Genomic DNA, 15846 nt, shown 5'->3' with positions numbered 1-15846 from the left:
CGCTCCGAGCTGCTTTTAAAAGTTGCCTTGAACCCACTTCTTCAATCGGTCCAGCAACGGCGCCTGTGGCTCTTCGTTGCTGTAGCTGTCGCGGCTGCCGATGCCGGAGAACGAAACTCCGTCGGACTGCTTCTGCAGGCCGTACATCAACAAACCAACGCCAGTGGAATAAATCGGGTTGCGCACCACGTCATCCAGGCCCTTGACGCCATGCGGCACGCCGAGGCGGACCGGCATGTGGAAGATTTCTTCGGCCAGTTCGGTGGCGCCTTCCATCTTCGACGTGCCGCCGGTCAGGACGATGCCCGCCGGGATCAGGTCTTCGTAGCCGCTGCGACGCAGCTCGGCCTGGATCAGGGTGAACAGTTCGTCATAACGCGGCTCGACCACTTCGGCCAGAGCCTGACGCGACAGTTCACGCGGTGGACGGTCGCCGACGCTCGGCACCTTGATGGTTTCACCGGCACCGGCCAGTTTGGCCAGGGCGCAGGCGTAGCGGATCTTGATTTCTTCGGCGTACTGGGTCGGGGTGCGCAACGCCATGGCGATGTCGTTGGTCACTTGATCACCGGCAATCGGGATCACTGCGGTGTGGCGGATCGCGCCTTCGGTGAAGATCGCGATGTCGGTGGTGCCGCCGCCGATGTCGACCAGGCACACGCCCAGCTCTTTTTCGTCGTCAGTCAGCACCGAGTAGGCCGAGGCCAGCTGCTCGAGAATGATGTCGTCGATTTCCAGACCGCAGCGACGCACGCATTTTTCAATGTTCTGTGCGGCGTTGACGGCGCAGGTGACCACGTGAACCTTGGCTTCCAGACGGACGCCGGACATGCCCAGAGGCTCGCGGACGCCTTCCTGGTTGTCGATCACGTAATCCTGCGGCAGGGTGTGCAGCACGCGCTGGTCAGCCGGGATCGCCACGGCCTGGGCGGCGTCGAGTACACGCTCGAGGTCAGCGGAGCTCACTTCGCGATCACGAATCGCGACGATGCCGTGGGAGTTCAGGCTGCGGATGTGATTGCCCGCCACGCCGACGAACGCCGAGTGAATGCGGCAGCCCGCCATCAGTTGGGCTTCTTCGATCGCGCGCTGGATCGATTGCACGGTGGACTCGATATTCACCACCACGCCCTTCTTCAGGCCGCGGGACGGGTGAGTACCGATACCGACGATTTCCAGCGTGCCGTCGTCCGCGACCTCGCCTACCAGCGCCACCACTTTGGAGGTGCCGATATCCAGACCGACGATCATTTTGCCGCTTTGCACGTTTGCCATGGGTCCTGCCTCTTCTTAATTCTTTGCGACAGCGGGTTGGGCTGTCGTCGGCGCTACAGGTTCCCGCCAGCCAACGGCGAGGCCGTTGGCGTAGCGCAGATCGATGCGCGCAATGTTCGTAATCTGGTCTTTAAGCGTCTTGTCATAGATGGCAATGAAGCGGCGCATCTTTTCCACCAGGTTGCCGCGTCCCAGCAGCAACTCGATGCCGGGGCCGGAACTGCCGGCACCGGTGGTCAGGAACCAACTCCCGCGTTCACGCAGTTCCAGGCGTGCAATCGAGAAGCCCAACGGCCGCAGCATCTGGCTCAGCACCTGATACTGCTGCATCACTTGCTGCTGGGCCCGTTGTGGGCCGAACAGCTGCGGCAGGTGTTCGTAGTTCGCCAGTTCCTTGGGCGTAAACGCCTGGCCCTGGTTGTTGAGCAGCGACTCGTCGCCCCAACGGGCCACGGGCAGTTGCTCTTCGAGGCGGATCACCACCTGGTCGGGCCATACCCGGCGCACTTCGGCGTGGGCAATCCACGGCATCTGCTCAAGCTCGGTGCGCATACCGGCCAGGTCGATGGTGAAGAAGCTCGACGCCACGTACGGGGCGATTCGCTGCTGCACCGCTTGCTGGCTGATGTAGCTCAGGTCGCCCTGCACGGCGATCTTGGTGATTGGCCGGTCGGCGTACGGCAGTAACCGCTGCGCGCCTTCGTAAGTGCCAAACCCCAGGACCACCAGCAGCACTGGCCAGAACAGGCTTTTCAGAAAACCGAAGTTGGCTTTCGGCAGGCGCGCAGACATCGGCTCTTTGGCCACCATTCGGCTGGCACCCCGCGGCACCGGCTTACGGCCGGGTGCGGGTGACTGATGTCTGAGCTGAGCGCCTTGCATCGTCTTAACCTCTAGCGTCTTCAACACTGGCGGCCAGAATGGCCAGAACCAGTTGCTGGAAATCCAGACCGGCCGCACGGGCAGCCATCGGCACCAGACTGTGGTCGGTCATGCCCGGAGCGGTGTTCACTTCGAGAAACCAGAACTGCCCGTCGGCGTCCTGCATCACGTCCGCCCTGCCCCAACCGGCAATACCCAGCGCCTCACAGGCCTTGGCCGTGAGATCCATGAGTTCCTTTTCCTTGGCGGCATCCAGCCCGCACGGAATGCGGTACTGGGTATCGTTGGCGATGTACTTGGCGTCGTAGTCGTAGAACGTGTGCGGTGTACCCAGGGCAATAGGAGGCAACACCTGGTCACGCAGGGTGGCGATGGTGAACTCCGGACCTTGAATCCATTGTTCGACCAAGACTTGCGAATCGTAGGTACTGGCCGCTTTCCATGCGTCGATCAACTCGGACGCAGAACTCACTTTGGCCATCCCGATACTTGAACCTTCATGCGCCGGTTTGACGATCAAAGGGAAGCCCAGTTCCGTCGCCGCCGAAATACAATCGGCTTCGCTGCACAGCACGGCGTGACGCGGCGTCGGAATCCCGAGGCTATGCCAGACCTGCTTGGTGCGCAGTTTGTCCATCGCCAGGGCCGAGGCCAGAATGCCGCTGCCGGTGTACGGAATGCCCGCCACTTCGAGCAGGCCCTGCATCGAGCCATCTTCACCGCCACGGCCGTGAAGAATGATGAAGGCGCGGTCGATCTTTTCGCTGAGCAGACGTTGCAGAATGTCGGCACCAACGTCGATGCCGAACGCGTCCACACCGGCGCTCTGCAGCGCTTCGAGCACAGCATTACCGGACTTCAGCGAAACCTCACGCTCGGCACTCAGGCCACCGAACAGCACGGCGACACGGCCGAAGTCTTTCGGCGCGATAGTGGAGAACAGGTTGGCGTAGGCAGCAGTCATTTCAACTTCCCCTCGACCGACGCGGCCACGGCGCCGGCGAACAATTCACTTTTCAACAGCTTCGGCGCGAGTCCGCCGATATCACCTGCGCCCTGGCACAGCAGAATGTCACCGGCACGCAGCAGCGGCTTGACCAGCGGCGCCAGATCGACGCCACGCTCGATGTAGATCGGGTCGAGCTGACCGCGCTGGCGGATGCTGTTGCACAGCTTGCGGCTGTCGGCACCCGGAATCGGCTCTTCGCCGGCCGGATAGACTTCCATCAGCAGCAGCACGTTGGCGTCGGCCAGGACATTGACGAAATCGTCGTACAGGTCGCGGGTGCGGCTGTAGCGGTGTGGCTGGTAGACCATCACCAGACGGCGCTCCGGCCAGCCACCGCGCACGGCCTTGATCACCGCGGCGACTTCGGTCGGGTGGTGACCGTAGTCGTCGACCAGCATCACGTTGCCGCCGTCCACTGGCAGTTCGCCGTAGACCTGGAAACGTCGGCCCACGCCCTGGAACCCGGACAGGCCCTGGACGATGGCTTCATCGCTGACGCCTTCGTCGGTGGCGATGCAGATGGTCGCCAGCGAGTTGAGTACGTTGTGGTTGCCCGGCATGTTCACCGAGACTTCCAGTGGCTCACGATCCGGACGCAGCACGGTGAAGAACGTCTGCATGCCTTGCTGGCGCACATTGATCGCACGTACGTCGGCGTCTTCGCTGAAGCCGTAGGTCACGGTCGGACGTTTGACCTGCGGCAGGATTTCCCGCACCACCGGATCGTCCAGGCACATCACCGCCAGACCGTAGAACGGCAGGTTGTGCAGGAATTCGACGAAGGTTTTCTTCAGTTTGTTGAAGTCACCGTCATAGGTCGCCATGTGGTCGGCGTCGATGTTGGTCACCACTGCCACCAGCGGTTGCAGGTGCAGGAAGCTCGCATCGCTTTCATCGGCTTCGGCGATCAGGTAACGGCTGGTGCCCAGTTGGGCATTGGTGCCCGCCGCGTTCAGACGACCACCGATGACGAACGTCGGATCCAGGCCACCGGCGGCGAACACCGAAGCGATCAGGCTGGTGGTGGTGGTTTTGCCGTGCGTACCGGCGACGGCGATGCCGTGGCGATAGCGCATCAGTTCGGCGAGCATTTCGGCACGCGGCACCACCGGAATGCGACGCTCGAGGGCGGTCGCCACTTCCGGGTTGGAGGTGTTCACAGCGCTCGAGACCACCAGCACATCGGCAGTCGCGGCGTTCTCGGCACGGTGGCCGATAAAGATGTGCGCACCGAACGATTCCAGGCGTTCGGTCACCGGCGAGGCTTTCAGGTCGGAACCGGACACTTCATAGCCCAGGTTCAGCAACACTTCGGCGATGCCGCACATGCCCACGCCGCCGATACCGACGAAGTGGATGCGTCGGATGCGGCGCATTTCCGGTTGTGGCATGGCTTTCTGATTCTCAACCATGAGCCACCTCCAGACAGGTGTCGACCACGCTACGGGTGGCATCGGGTTTCGCCAGACGGCGGGCCGCTCGGGCCATTTCTTCAAGTCGTTGCGGTTGCATCAAGACCTCTGTCAGGCGCGCGGCAAGGTCCGCAGCACCAGTCGTTCTTTGCGGCATCAGGAAGGCAGCGCCTTCGCGGGCCAAATAATCGGCGTTGCGGGTCTGGTGATCGTCGATTGCGTGGGGCAAGGGCACCAGCATCGACGGCAGACCGGCGGCAGCCAGCTCACTGATGGTCAACGCGCCTGCGCGGCACACCACCAGGTCAGCCCAGCCATAGGCCTGGGCCATGTCTTTGATGAACGGCTGCACCTGCGCGTCCACGCCGGCGGCGCGGTAGCGCTCTGCAGTCACTTCATCGTGGTTTTTGCCGGCCTGATGAAACACTTCCGGGCGCAAATCGGCAGCGACTTGGGCCAGGGCTTCAGGCAGCAACTTGTTCAACGGTTCTGCGCCCAGGCTACCGCCAAGGATCAGCAAACGCGCTTTGCGGCCGGCCAGGGCAGGTCGCGATGTTTCGAGGAACAGCTCGCTGCGCACCGGGTTTCCGGTGGTACGGCGGGTGTCCGACAGAGTAAAGGTGTCGGGGAACGCTTCACACACCCGGGCGGCGAACGGCACCAGCAACCGATTGGCGGTGCCGGCCACGGCGTTCTGCTCGTGAACGATCACCGGCACACCGGCCAGTTTCGCGGCAAGACCGCCTGGACCGGTCACATAACCACCGAAGCCGACGACACACACCGGCTTCAGCCGACGAATGATTGCCCGCGCCTGCCACACCGATTTGAGCAGCATGAACGGCGCCTTGAGCAGCGACAGCTTGCCTTTGCCACGCAAACCGGTGGCATGGATGCGGTGCAGTTCCAGGCCGGCCGCCGGGACCAGATCGTTTTCGATCCCGCGTGGTGTGCCGAGCCAGTGCACGGTGTAGCCGCGCGCCTGAAACTCGCGGGCACAGGCCAGCGCCGGGAACACGTGGCCGCCGGTGCCGCCGGCCATGATCAATACGTTAGCGCCCATGGTTCGGCTCCTCGGCGAAGTCGCTCTCATGGAATTCCATCTCTTCACTGCCCAGGTGGGTTCGACTCTCCCACTCGATCCTCAGCAACAAGCCGAGGCAGGCGCAGCAGATCACCAGGGAACTGCCGCCATAACTGAGGAACGGCAAGGTCAGGCCTTTGGTCGGCAGCAGGCCGACGTTCACCCCGATGTTGATCAGGAACTGACCAATCCACAGGAACGACAGACCGTAAGCCACATAAGCGGCGAAGAACTGTTTGGCTTTCTCGGCCCACAGGCCGATGTACATGCCGCGAATACACACGAACACGAACAGCGCCACGGTGCACAGCGAACCGACCGCGCCCAGCTCTTCGGCCAGTACCGAGAACACGAAGTCGGTGTGTGCTTCAGGCAGGTAGAACTGTTTCTGCACGCTGTTGCCCAGGCCGACGCCCAGCCACTCACCGCGACCGAAAGCGATCAACGCCTGCGACAACTGATAGCCGGCGCCGAACTGGTCGGCCCACGGGTCGGCGAAGTTGGTCAGACGCGCCATCCGGTACGGCTGCATTTGAATCAGCAGGACCACGGCGCCGACCGCCAACACCACCATCAGCGAGAAGCGGAACAACCCGACCCCGCCGAGGAACAGCATGGCTGCTGCCGCCCCCATCATCACGACGGTGGCACCGAAGTCCGGTTCCATCAGCAACAGGCCGGCCATTGGCAGCAGCACGATGAATGGCTTGAAGAAGCCCATCCAGCTTTCGCGCACTTCTTTCTGACGACGTACCAGATAACCGGCGAGGTAGATCACCACAAACACCTTGGCGATCTCGGAGGGCTGAACGTTGAAGAAGCTGAAACCGATCCAGCGCATCGACCCGTTCACTTCACGGCCGATCCCCGGGACGATCACCATCACCAGCAGACCGAATGCGCCGATCAGCATCATCCAGCCCAGACGCTGCCAGGTGGCGATCGGAATCATCATGGTCACGATGCAGGCACCCAGGCCCAGCGCCACGTAAATCAGGTGGCGAATCATGTAGTACAGCGCGCTGCCCGACTGCGCCGCCGCCACTTCGGTGGACGCCGAGGCAATCATGATCAGGCCCAGGCCCAGCAGCGCCAGGCAACCGGCGAGCATCGGGAAGTCGAGGTCGATGCCACGCCCGGTGATAATCGGCGACGGGTACGGCTTGATGATATTGCGCAGACTCATACCAGATCCTCCACGGCGCGGACGAACTGGTGACCACGGTCTTCGTAATTCTTGAACATGTCGAAACTGGCGCAGGCTGGCGACAGCAGCACCACGTCACCCGGTTGGGCGACCGCACGGCATTGCTCGACGGCTTCGACCAGCGAACCGGCGTGAATCAGCGGCACGGCGTCGCCAATGGCTTCGCCGATCTTGTCAGAGTCGCGGCCCATCAGGATCACGGCGCGGCAGTTGGCCGCTACCGGATCGCGCAGATCGTTGAATTCGGCACCCTTGCCATCGCCACCGGCAATCAGAATGACCTTGCCGGCGATGTCCGCACCGAGGCCTTCGATGGCGGCCAGAGCAGCACCAACGTTGGTCGCTTTGGAATCGTTGTAGTACGCCACGCCATCGAGATCACGCACCCATTGGCAGCGATGTTCGAGGCCAGCGAAAGTGCGCAAGGCCGAGAGCATCGCATCGAACGGCAGGCCCACCGCATGGCCGAGCGCCAATGCCGCGAGGGCGTTGGACTGGTTGTGCGCGCCACGAATCTTCAGCTCGCGCACCGGCATCAGGTTCTGGAATTCGAAGGCCAGATACTTCTCGCCGTTCTCTTCACGGATACCGAAAGCCTTGAAGTCCGGTTTGGTCAGGCCGAAGGTCCAGCAAGGCTGGCCCTCGCCCATCAGCGGACGGCTCAGCGCATCCTGACGGTTGACCACGAACTGCTTCGCGCCACGGAAGATCCGGTGTTTGGCCAGGTGATACGCCGGCAGGCCGCTGTAGCGGTCCATGTGGTCTTCGCTGATGTTCAGCACGGTGGCCACTTCGGCGTTGAGCTGGTCGGTGGTTTCCAGCTGAAAACTCGACAGTTCCATCACGTACAGCTCGACGTCGTCGCTGAGCAGATCCAGCGCCGGAGTGCCGAGGTTGCCGCCGACCGCAACGCGCTTGCCCGCCGCTGCCGCCATCTCGCCGACCAGGGTGGTGACGGTGCTTTTCGCGTTGGAACCGCTGATGGCCACGATCGGCGCCTGCGCGTTACGCGCGAACAGCTCGATGTCGCCGGACAGTTTCACGCCTCGCGCTGCAGCGGCTTGCAGGGCCGGGGTCGCCAGCGCCAGGCCGGGGCTCACGTAGAGTTCGTCGGCACGGCACAGGAATTCCACGTCCAGCTCGCCACAACGCACTTCCACGTGCGGATAGTCACGCTTGAGCGTGGCCAGTTCCGGTGGATTCTCCCGCGTATCGGCCACAGCAAACGCCACGCCCCGGTTCGCCAGGAAGCGAACCAGGGACATGCCGCTCTTGCCGAGGCCGACAACAATGCGGAAGTGGTCAGAAGCGATCAGAGACACTCGTTCTACCTCAGCTTCAGGGTGGCAAGGCCGATCAGCACGAGAATCACGGTGATGATCCAGAAACGGACGATCACGCGCGGCTCGGGCCAGCCCTTGAGTTCAAAGTGGTGGTGAATCGGCGCCATGCGGAACACACGGCGACCGGTCAGCTTAAAGGAGGCAACCTGAATGACCACTGACAAGGTTTCCATCACGAACACGCCGCCCATGATGAACAGGACGATTTCCTGCCGGACGATCACCGCAATGGTGCCCAGTGCCGCGCCGAGCGCCAGTGCACCGACGTCGCCCATGAACACTTGTGCCGGATAGGTGTTGAACCAGAGGAACCCCAGGCCGGCACCGATCAGCGCGCCGCAGAACACGATCAGCTCGCCCGCGCCCGGAACGTAAGGAATCAGCAGGTATTCGGCGAATTTCACGTTACCCGACAGGTAGCAGAAAATGCCCAGGCCACCGCCGACCATCACCGTCGGCATGATCGCCAGACCGTCGAGGCCGTCGGTCAGGTTGACCGCGTTGCTCGAACCGACGATCACGAAGTAGGTCAGCACAATGAAACCGGCGCCCAGCGGAATGCTGTAATCCTTGAGCATCGGCAGGATCAGGGTGGTTTCCACCGGGGTGGCAGCGGTCATATAAAGGAAGATCGCCGCACCGAGGCCGAACACCGACTGCCAGAAGTACTTCCAGCGGCTCGGCAAGCCACGGGAGTTCTTTTCGATGACCTTGCGGTAATCGTCGACCCAGCCGATGGCGCCGAATAGCAGGGTCACCAGCAACACGACCCACACGTAACGGTTGCTCAAGTCAGCCCACAACAGGGTGCTGACACCGATCGAAGACAGAATCAGCGCACCGCCCATGGTCGGCGTACCGGATTTGGACAGGTGCGATTGCGGACCGTCGTTACGAACGGATTGACCGATCTGACGGTTCTGCAGGGTGCGGATCATCCACGGGCCATAGCACAGCGACAAAACCAGCGCGGTCAGTACACCGAGGATCCCGCGCAGGGTCAGGTACTGGAAGACCGCGAAGCCTTTGTAGAACTGTTGCAGATACTCCGCTAGCAGCAGCAGCATTAATGTTTCTCCAGACTGGACCCGCACAGAGCCGCAACGATGTTTTCCATCGCTGCACTGCGCGAACCCTTGATCAAAATGGTGGTGTTTGTGTCCTGCTCGGCGTCGAGGGCCTGGATCAGTTCGGCTTGCGTGCCGAAGTGATGCGCCTGTTCACCGAATGCCTTTACGGCGTGAACCATATTCGGTCCGACTGCGTAAAGTGCGCAAACCTTGCCCCGGGCGTACTCGCCCACGTCGCGGTGCCCCTGCTCCGCCCAATCGCCCAACTCGCCGATATCCCCGAGCACCAGAACGGTGCGGCCGGAAAAGCCGGCGAGTATATCAACGGCGGCGCACATGGAGGTGGGGTTTGCGTTGTAAGTGTCATCGATCACGCGCATGCCGTTTTTCGCCAGTTGCGCGACGGTGCGGCCCTTGACCGGTTGCACGGCACCCAACCCGGTGGCGATGCCGAACAGCGACACGCCCAAGGCGTGGGCGGCAGCGGCGGCGGCCATGGCATTGGCGACGTTATGGGTACCGAGCAGGTTCAACTGAACATGCTCGACACCTTCAGGTGTATGCAGGTTGAAAGCCGGGCAACCCCGGGCATCGGTGCTCAGGTCACTGGCGTAAAAGTCTGCCTGAGGATTGCCCAGGGAGAAGGTCAGCACCTTGCGTCCGCCGGCTCGGAGCTTCCAGATACCGAAAGCCTTGTCGTCGAGGTTGAGCACCGCCACGCCATCAGCCGCCAGGCCGTCGATGATCTCGCCTTTGGCCTCGACGATTTTTTCCGGGCCGCCGAACTCACCGACGTGAGCGGTGCCGGCATTGTTCAGAATCGCCACGTGCGGCTTGGTCAAGCCCACGGTGTAGGCGATTTCGCCCAGGCGCGAAGCCCCCAGCTCGATCACGGCCGCGGTATGTTCCGGGGCCAGTTCGAGCAAGGTCAGCGGTGCGCCCAGGTCGTTGTTCAGATTACCGCGAGTGGCAAGCACGGCGCCGCGAGTGCGCAGGATGCTCGCGAGCATTTCCTTGACCGTGGTCTTGCCGCTGGAGCCGGTAATGGCGGCGACCGGCTGAGTGAACGCGGCGCGGTTCAATGCACCCAACTGACCGAGGGCCTGACGGGTGTCCTTGACCAGCAATTGCGGCAAGGTGCTGTCAGCGACTTCGCGTTCGACCAAGGCAGCGACGGCGCCTTTGCCGGCAACATCGTTCAGGTAGTCATGACCGTCGAAACGCGGACCGGTCAGGGCAATGAACAGCTGGCCGGGCTTGATCGCGCGACTGTCGATGCTGACGCCGTCGAAACGCGCATCGCCGCTGATCAGACGTGCATCGAGCACGTTGGTCAGTTCACTTAATGTCAGGGCTTTAAGCATGGGCCACCTCCCATGCGGTGAGGGCATGATCGGCTTCGACCAGATCGGAGAACGCGTGGCGCTCGCCGTTGATTTCCTGATAGTCCTCGTGACCTTTACCGGCCAGGACGATCACGTCGTCAGCCGACGCGCCGGCAATCAATTGCGCAATCGCCTGACCACGGCCCGCCACGAACGTGACTTTTTCCACAGCGGTGAACCCGGCGCGGATGTCATCGAAAATCACCGCAGGATCTTCAGTGCGCGGGTTGTCGTCGGTAACCAGTACCTGATCGGCCAGACGCTCGACCACTTCGGCCATCAATGGACGCTTGCCGCGATCACGGTCGCCGCCGCAGCCGAACAGGCACAGCAACTGACCTTTGACGTGCGGGCGCAATGCTGTCAGGACTTTTTCCAGCGCGTCCGGGGTGTGGGCGTAATCGACCACCACCAGCGGCTGTGTGCCGCCGCCCAGACGCTGCATGCGACCGGCCGGGCCTTCGAGTTTCGGCAAAACCTTGAGTATTTCGTCGAGGGCGTAGTCCAGACCGAGCAAGGCGCCGACGGCAGCCAGTACGTTGCTCAGGTTGAAACGCCCCAGCAGCGTGCTGCGCAAATGATGCTCGCCCTGCGGCGTCACCAATGTGGCGCGCACGCCATGGTCGTCGAACTGCGCTTCGCGGCAGAACAGATAAGCGCTGCTGTCGAGCAAGCTGTAGGTGATCAGGCGCGACTCACGTTTTGCAGCGGCCAGTTGCCGACCGAAATCGTCGTCGAGGTTGACCACGCGGCACTTCAGATCATTCCAGGCGAACAGCTTGGCCTTGGCCTCGGCGTACGCCTCCATGGTGCCGTGATAATCCAGATGATCGCGGGACAGGTTGGTCATCACCGCGACGTCGAACGCCAGCGCCGTGACCCGGCCCTGATCCAGGCCGTGGGACGAGACTTCCATGGCCACGGCTTTGGCGCCGGCCTTTTTCAGGTCGCCCAGGGTCGCTTGCACGGCGATCGGATTCGGCGTGGTGTGCAGGCCGCTTTCCAGTGCGCCATAGAAGCCGGAACCCAGGGTCCCGACGATGCCGCAATGCTGGCCGAGCAGATCCAGCGCCTGTGCGACCAATTGGGTCACGCTGGTCTTGCCGTTGGTGCCGGTCACGCCAATCAGGTTCAGATGATGGCTCGGCTCGCCGTAAAAACGTCCGGCGATGTCCGACAGCTGCGCCGCCAGACCTTTGACCGGAATCAGTGGCACTTCGGTGATCGGCAGCACAGTGGCGCCTTCCACTTCATAGGCCACCGCTGCCGCGCCGCGCTGCAAGGCATCGGCGATGTGCGCACGGCCATCGAATTTGCTGCCTGGCACCGCGAGGAACAAATCGCCGGCGCGCACGTTGCGGCTGTCCAGCGCCAATTCACGGATCAACAGATCGTGGCCGGCGTGGGGGAATATTTTGTTCAGACTTAATGACATCAGCCGCGCCCTCCATTGGCTTTCAGCGGAACGACCGGGGTGGCGTTGGCTTGTTGCGTCGTCGGCAGGTTGTCCGGCGTCACGTTCATCAGGCGCAGGGTGCCGGACATCACACGGCTGAACACCGGCGCGGAAACCAGACCACCGAAGTAACCGGCCTTGGACGGCTCATCAATCACCACAACAATCGCGTAACGCGGATCGCTCATCGGGCCGAAACCGGCGAACAGCGAGCGATAAGAGTTTTCCGCGTAGCCTTTCGTGCCCACCGAGGTCTTACGCGCAGTACCCGACTTGCCCGCCACGTGATACGCCGGCACCTGCGCACGGAATACGCCGCGCGGCGCTTCGATCACTTGCTGCAGCATGCCTTGCATGGTTTTCGCGACGGCTTCCGGCAGCACTTGCGTGGTCTGCGGCATCTTGTCGGTTTTGATCAGGGTCAGCGGTGCCAGACGACCGTTGTTGGCCAGCGCCGAGAACGCGTGCACCAGCTGGATCGCGGTCACGGAAATACCATAACCGTACGACAGCGTTGCGGTTTCAGCCTTGCGCCACTCACGGTAGTTCGGCAGGTTGCCGACGCGCTCGCCCGGGAAACCGAGGCCGGTGTCCTGGCCGAGGCCGACTTTCTGCGCGAGGCGGAAAATCGTTTCGCCGCCGATATCGAACGCGACCTTACTCATGCCGACGTTACTGGAATTGATCAGAATGCCGGTCAGGTCGAGCACCGGACCTTCGGTCTTCGACACGTCCTTGATGGTGTATTTGCCGATCTGCAGCGAACCCGGATACACCTCGACGGTGTCGCTCGGCTTCCAGCGGCCGGTTTCGATCGCGGCGCTCATCGAGATGGCTTTCATGGTCGAACCCGGTTCGAACACGTCGATCATCGCGCGGTTACGCATCATCGCTGGTTGCAGGTTGCGCCGGTTGTTCGGGTTGTAGGTCGGCTGGTTGACCATGGCCAGAATCTCGCCGGTCTTCACGTCCATGATCACCAGGCTACCGGCCTTGGCGCCGTTCTCGATGATGGCGTTACGCAGTTCGCGGTTGGCCAGATACTGCAGACGCAGGTCAATGGACAACGCCAAGGGCTTGCCGGCCTTGGCGTTTTTGGTGACCTGGACATCCTTGATCAGCCGTCCGCGCCGATCCTTGATGACCTGTCGTTTGCCCGGCACCCCGGCCAGCCACTCGTCGTAGGCCAGCTCAACGCCTTCGCGCCCGTGATCGTCAATGTCGGTAAAGCCGACCATGTGCGCGGTGACTTCACCGGCCGGGTAGAACCGGCGGAATTCTTCGATGCCATACACACCCGGTACTTTAAGGTCGAGCACGGCCTGGCCCTGCTCGGGGGTCAACCCACGCACCAGATAAATGAATTCTTTGTTGGCCTGGGCCTCGAGGCGTTCAGTCAGGGCTTTCGGATCCTGCCCCAGCGCGGCGGCGAGTGCTGGCCACTTTTCTTTGGCCGTCTGCATTTCCTTGGCGTTGGCCCACAGCGTGGTCACCGGGGTACTCACGGCCAACGGCTCGCCGTTACGGTCGGTGATCAGGCCGCGGTGCGCCGGAATCGGAATGTGACGCAGGCTGCGCGCGTCGCCCTGCCCTTTAAGGAAATCACGGTCGATTACTTGCAGGTCGATGATGCGCCAGCAGATCGCTGCAACCATGATGCCGAGCAGCGCCACCATCAACCGGAAGCGCCACGGAAAGAGTGCCCCTTCGAGTTTCATCATGGCGCCACCATCTTCACGTCAGCCGCGCCAGGGATGTGCATTTTCAGTTGTTCGGTGGCCAGCACTTCGATCCGACTGTGCGCGGTCCAGGTGCTTTGCTCGAGAATCAGGCGCCCCCACTCGGCCTGCGCCTTGTCGCGCACGCTGAGCTCGTTATACAGGGTGTTGAGCAACTGACGGTTCCAGTGCGCGCTGTAAGACACGCCGATGGCCGACACGAGCACGCCGATAAACAGCAGCAGCATCAAAAAGCTGCCGCCCGGCAGGGGCTTGGCGAAAAGCTTGCTCACCGCAACTTCTCCGCGACGCGCATGACGGCGCTACGGGAACGTGGGTTGGCTTTGAGTTCGGCATCGGAGGCCGTCTGCGCTTTGCCATGAATTTTGATTTTCGGTTCGAACGCCACGTGGCGAACCGGCAGGTTGCGCGGCAGGTTGTCGGCTTCGCCTTTCACCAGCTTGCGCATGAACAGTTTGACGATGCGGTCTTCCAGCGAGTGAAAGCTGATCACGACCAGGCGGCCGCCCACTTCCAGCGCTTCCAGCGCGGCATCAAGGCCGGCCTCCAGATCGCCCAGCTCGTTGTTGACGTGAATGCGCAAACCCTGGAACGCACGGGTGGCCGGGTTCTTGCCCTTTTCCCACGCCGGGTTGGCGACTTTCAGCACTTCAGCCAGGTCGGCGGTGCGCTCGAAAGGCTTGATATCGCGACGCTCGGCCACGGCACGGGCCATGCGACCGGAGAAACGTTCTTCGCCGTATTCCTTGAACACCCGGGCAATTTCTTCCACCGGTGCGGTATTGACGAATTCCGCCGCGCTGATGCCACGGGACGGATCCATGCGCATGTCCAGCGGGCCGTCATTGAGGAAGCTGAAGCCGCGCTCGGCGTCATCGAGCTGCGGCGACGACACGCCCAGATCCAGCAGAATGCCGCTGACCTTGCCCGCCAGGCCGCGCTCGGCAACCACCGATCCGAGCTCGGCAAAGCTGCGCTGCACAACGACAAAGCGGCCGTCTTCGGCCGCTAGCGCTTGCCCGGTGGCAATCGCTTGTGGATCTTTGTCGAATCCGATGAGCCGCCCGTCCGTCCCGAGCTGGCTGAGGATCAGCCGACTATGCCCGCCGCGCCCGAACGTGCCGTCCAGATAGCAGCCATCAGGACGTACAGCGAGAGCCTCGACGGCTTCGTCAAGCAGTACGGTGATGTGGTTAAAGCCGCTATCAATAGTCACAGGATCAAATCACGCAGTTCATCAGGCATCGCGCCCGGTTGTTGAATAGCAGCAAGGTCAGCGGCAGACACCGCGTTCCATGCATCCTCGTCCCACAATTGGAACTTGTTCAGTTGGCCTACCAGCATCGCGCGCTTATCCAATTTGGCGTATTCGCGCAGACGCGGTGGAACCAGAAAACGACCACTGCCATCGAGTTCGAGGTCGACGGCATTACCAATCAGCAAACGCTGCAGGCGACGGTTCTCTTCGCGAAGCGAAGGGAGCGCGCGCAACTTGGTTTCAATAATTTCCCACTCGTCGAGCGGATAGACACACAGACACGGATCAACGGCATCAATGGTCACGATCAATTGGCCGGAACTGCGCGAATCGAGCTCGTCACGGTACCGGCTCGGCATGGCGAGACGGCCCTTTGCGTCGAGACTGATAGCGTTAGCTCCGCGAAACACGTCAGCGTTTCTCCAATTTTTATCGTTTTGAGCTCAAAAAACCCACTTCATGCCACTTTCCGCCACTTGCGCACACTATAGGAATGCGCCCACCACACCGTCAAGGCGCGGATTAAAGGAAAACCCTTACAGAACGGAGATTTAGGAGCATAAAAGAAGAAGCAACGAGAATCTGGCGGATGCATTCGACCCATAACTTGAGGCAGCACTGAAAGCTGCGCTCGAAAGTTAAAGTAATTTGTTAAGAGTAAGATTTTTTCGGTATTACAAAGGCGCTTCTGCTGTTGATTGAAGCAAGGTGGGAAATGGCTATTAC

The 15846-nt window shown here is 61.8% G+C and carries 14 protein-coding genes; all 14 read right to left on the bottom strand.

The window, feature by feature from the left end:
• Positions 1-15: 15 nt before the first annotated feature.
• Genes ftsA through mraZ form a run of 14 tightly spaced genes read right to left on the bottom strand, consistent with a single transcriptional unit; the run spans position 16 to position 15530 of the window.
• The gene (ftsA, locus tag K5Y35_RS12750) at positions 16-1275 is read right to left on the bottom strand and encodes a cell division protein FtsA (RefSeq protein ID WP_123463152.1); all 1260 of its coding nucleotides are present in this window, start codon (positions 1273-1275) and stop codon (positions 16-18) included.
• Positions 1276-1290: 15 nt separating this feature from the next.
• Positions 1291-2157: a cell division protein FtsQ/DivIB gene (locus tag K5Y35_RS12745; protein ID WP_123463150.1), complete on the bottom strand. Its 867-nt coding sequence runs from the start codon at positions 2155-2157 to the stop codon at positions 1291-1293.
• Positions 2158-2161: 4 nt separating this feature from the next.
• On the bottom strand, positions 2162-3121 hold the full coding sequence (locus K5Y35_RS12740) for a D-alanine--D-alanine ligase (RefSeq protein ID WP_128615092.1): 960 nt from the start codon (positions 3119-3121) through the stop codon (positions 2162-2164).
• On the bottom strand, positions 3118-4578 hold the full coding sequence (gene murC, locus K5Y35_RS12735; RefSeq protein ID WP_123463146.1) for a UDP-N-acetylmuramate--L-alanine ligase: 1461 nt from the start codon (positions 4576-4578) through the stop codon (positions 3118-3120). Before murC ends, K5Y35_RS12740 begins: the two co-directional genes overlap by 4 nt.
• Positions 4571-5641, bottom strand: a complete 1071-nt coding sequence (murG, locus tag K5Y35_RS12730; protein ID WP_123463144.1) for an undecaprenyldiphospho-muramoylpentapeptide beta-N-acetylglucosaminyltransferase — start codon at positions 5639-5641, stop codon at positions 4571-4573. The genes murC and murG overlap by 8 nt, the downstream gene beginning before the upstream one ends.
• Positions 5631-6848, bottom strand: coding sequence for a putative lipid II flippase FtsW (gene ftsW, locus K5Y35_RS12725; RefSeq protein ID WP_047296416.1), 1218 nt, complete (start codon positions 6846-6848; stop codon positions 5631-5633). The genes murG and ftsW overlap by 11 nt, the downstream gene beginning before the upstream one ends.
• On the bottom strand, positions 6845-8191 hold the full coding sequence (gene murD / locus K5Y35_RS12720) for a UDP-N-acetylmuramoyl-L-alanine--D-glutamate ligase (RefSeq protein WP_123463142.1): 1347 nt from the start codon (positions 8189-8191) through the stop codon (positions 6845-6847). The genes ftsW and murD overlap by 4 nt, the downstream gene beginning before the upstream one ends.
• A 5-nt stretch (positions 8192-8196) precedes the next feature.
• Positions 8197-9279, bottom strand: a complete 1083-nt coding sequence (gene mraY / locus K5Y35_RS12715; protein WP_015096766.1) for a phospho-N-acetylmuramoyl-pentapeptide-transferase — start codon at positions 9277-9279, stop codon at positions 8197-8199.
• Positions 9279-10646 (bottom strand): UDP-N-acetylmuramoyl-tripeptide--D-alanyl-D-alanine ligase, encoded by a 1368-nt coding sequence (gene murF, locus K5Y35_RS12710; RefSeq protein WP_123463140.1) that lies wholly within the window; start codon positions 10644-10646, stop codon positions 9279-9281. Before murF ends, mraY begins: the two co-directional genes overlap by 1 nt.
• On the bottom strand, positions 10639-12102 hold the full coding sequence (locus K5Y35_RS12705) for a UDP-N-acetylmuramoyl-L-alanyl-D-glutamate--2,6-diaminopimelate ligase (RefSeq protein WP_222834323.1): 1464 nt from the start codon (positions 12100-12102) through the stop codon (positions 10639-10641). The genes murF and K5Y35_RS12705 overlap by 8 nt, the downstream gene beginning before the upstream one ends.
• The gene (locus K5Y35_RS12700; protein WP_185015771.1) at positions 12102-13841 is read right to left on the bottom strand and encodes a peptidoglycan D,D-transpeptidase FtsI family protein; all 1740 of its coding nucleotides are present in this window, start codon (positions 13839-13841) and stop codon (positions 12102-12104) included. Before K5Y35_RS12700 ends, K5Y35_RS12705 begins: the two co-directional genes overlap by 1 nt.
• Positions 13841-14134 carry a cell division protein FtsL gene (gene ftsL / locus K5Y35_RS12695; RefSeq protein WP_085700842.1) on the bottom strand — a complete coding sequence of 98 codons (294 nt, stop codon included), beginning with the start codon at positions 14132-14134 and terminating at the stop codon, positions 13841-13843. The genes K5Y35_RS12700 and ftsL overlap by 1 nt, the downstream gene beginning before the upstream one ends.
• The gene (rsmH, locus tag K5Y35_RS12690; protein ID WP_409202041.1) at positions 14131-15078 is read right to left on the bottom strand and encodes a 16S rRNA (cytosine(1402)-N(4))-methyltransferase RsmH; all 948 of its coding nucleotides are present in this window, start codon (positions 15076-15078) and stop codon (positions 14131-14133) included. Before rsmH ends, ftsL begins: the two co-directional genes overlap by 4 nt.
• Positions 15075-15530, bottom strand: a complete 456-nt coding sequence (gene mraZ / locus K5Y35_RS12685; protein ID WP_007917012.1) for a division/cell wall cluster transcriptional repressor MraZ — start codon at positions 15528-15530, stop codon at positions 15075-15077. Before mraZ ends, rsmH begins: the two co-directional genes overlap by 4 nt.
• Positions 15531-15846 lie beyond the last annotated feature (316 nt).

The organism is Pseudomonas sp. SC3(2021), assembly GCF_019856535.1.
GTDB lineage: Bacteria > Pseudomonadota > Gammaproteobacteria > Pseudomonadales > Pseudomonadaceae > Aquipseudomonas > Aquipseudomonas monsensis.
Note: the sequence above shows the minus strand (reverse complement) of the source record. Positions and strands in the feature narration are given on the sequence as shown.

Excerpts from the sequence above, each read along its gene's own strand:
- K5Y35_RS12745 (WP_123463150.1), bottom strand. The coding sequence starts at position 2,157 with ATGCAAGGCGCTCAGCTCAGACATCAGTCACCCGCACCCGGCCGTAAG.
- murC (WP_123463146.1), bottom strand. The coding sequence starts at position 4,578 with ATGGTTGAGAATCAGAAAGCCATGCCACAACCGGAAATGCGCCGCATC.
- mraY (WP_015096766.1), bottom strand. The coding sequence starts at position 9,279 with ATGCTGCTGCTGCTAGCGGAGTATCTGCAACAGTTCTACAAAGGCTTC.
- ftsA (WP_123463152.1), bottom strand. The coding sequence starts at position 1,275 with ATGGCAAACGTGCAAAGCGGCAAAATGATCGTCGGTCTGGATATCGGC.
- K5Y35_RS12705 (WP_222834323.1), bottom strand. The coding sequence starts at position 12,102 with ATGTCATTAAGTCTGAACAAAATATTCCCCCACGCCGGCCACGATCTG.
- ftsW (WP_047296416.1), bottom strand. The coding sequence starts at position 6,848 with ATGAGTCTGCGCAATATCATCAAGCCGTACCCGTCGCCGATTATCACC.
- K5Y35_RS12740 (WP_128615092.1), bottom strand. The coding sequence starts at position 3,121 with ATGACTGCTGCCTACGCCAACCTGTTCTCCACTATCGCGCCGAAAGAC.
- K5Y35_RS12700 (WP_185015771.1), bottom strand. The coding sequence starts at position 13,841 with ATGAAACTCGAAGGGGCACTCTTTCCGTGGCGCTTCCGGTTGATGGTG.
- murG (WP_123463144.1), bottom strand. The coding sequence starts at position 5,641 with ATGGGCGCTAACGTATTGATCATGGCCGGCGGCACCGGCGGCCACGTG.
- murF (WP_123463140.1), bottom strand. The coding sequence starts at position 10,646 with ATGCTTAAAGCCCTGACATTAAGTGAACTGACCAACGTGCTCGATGCA.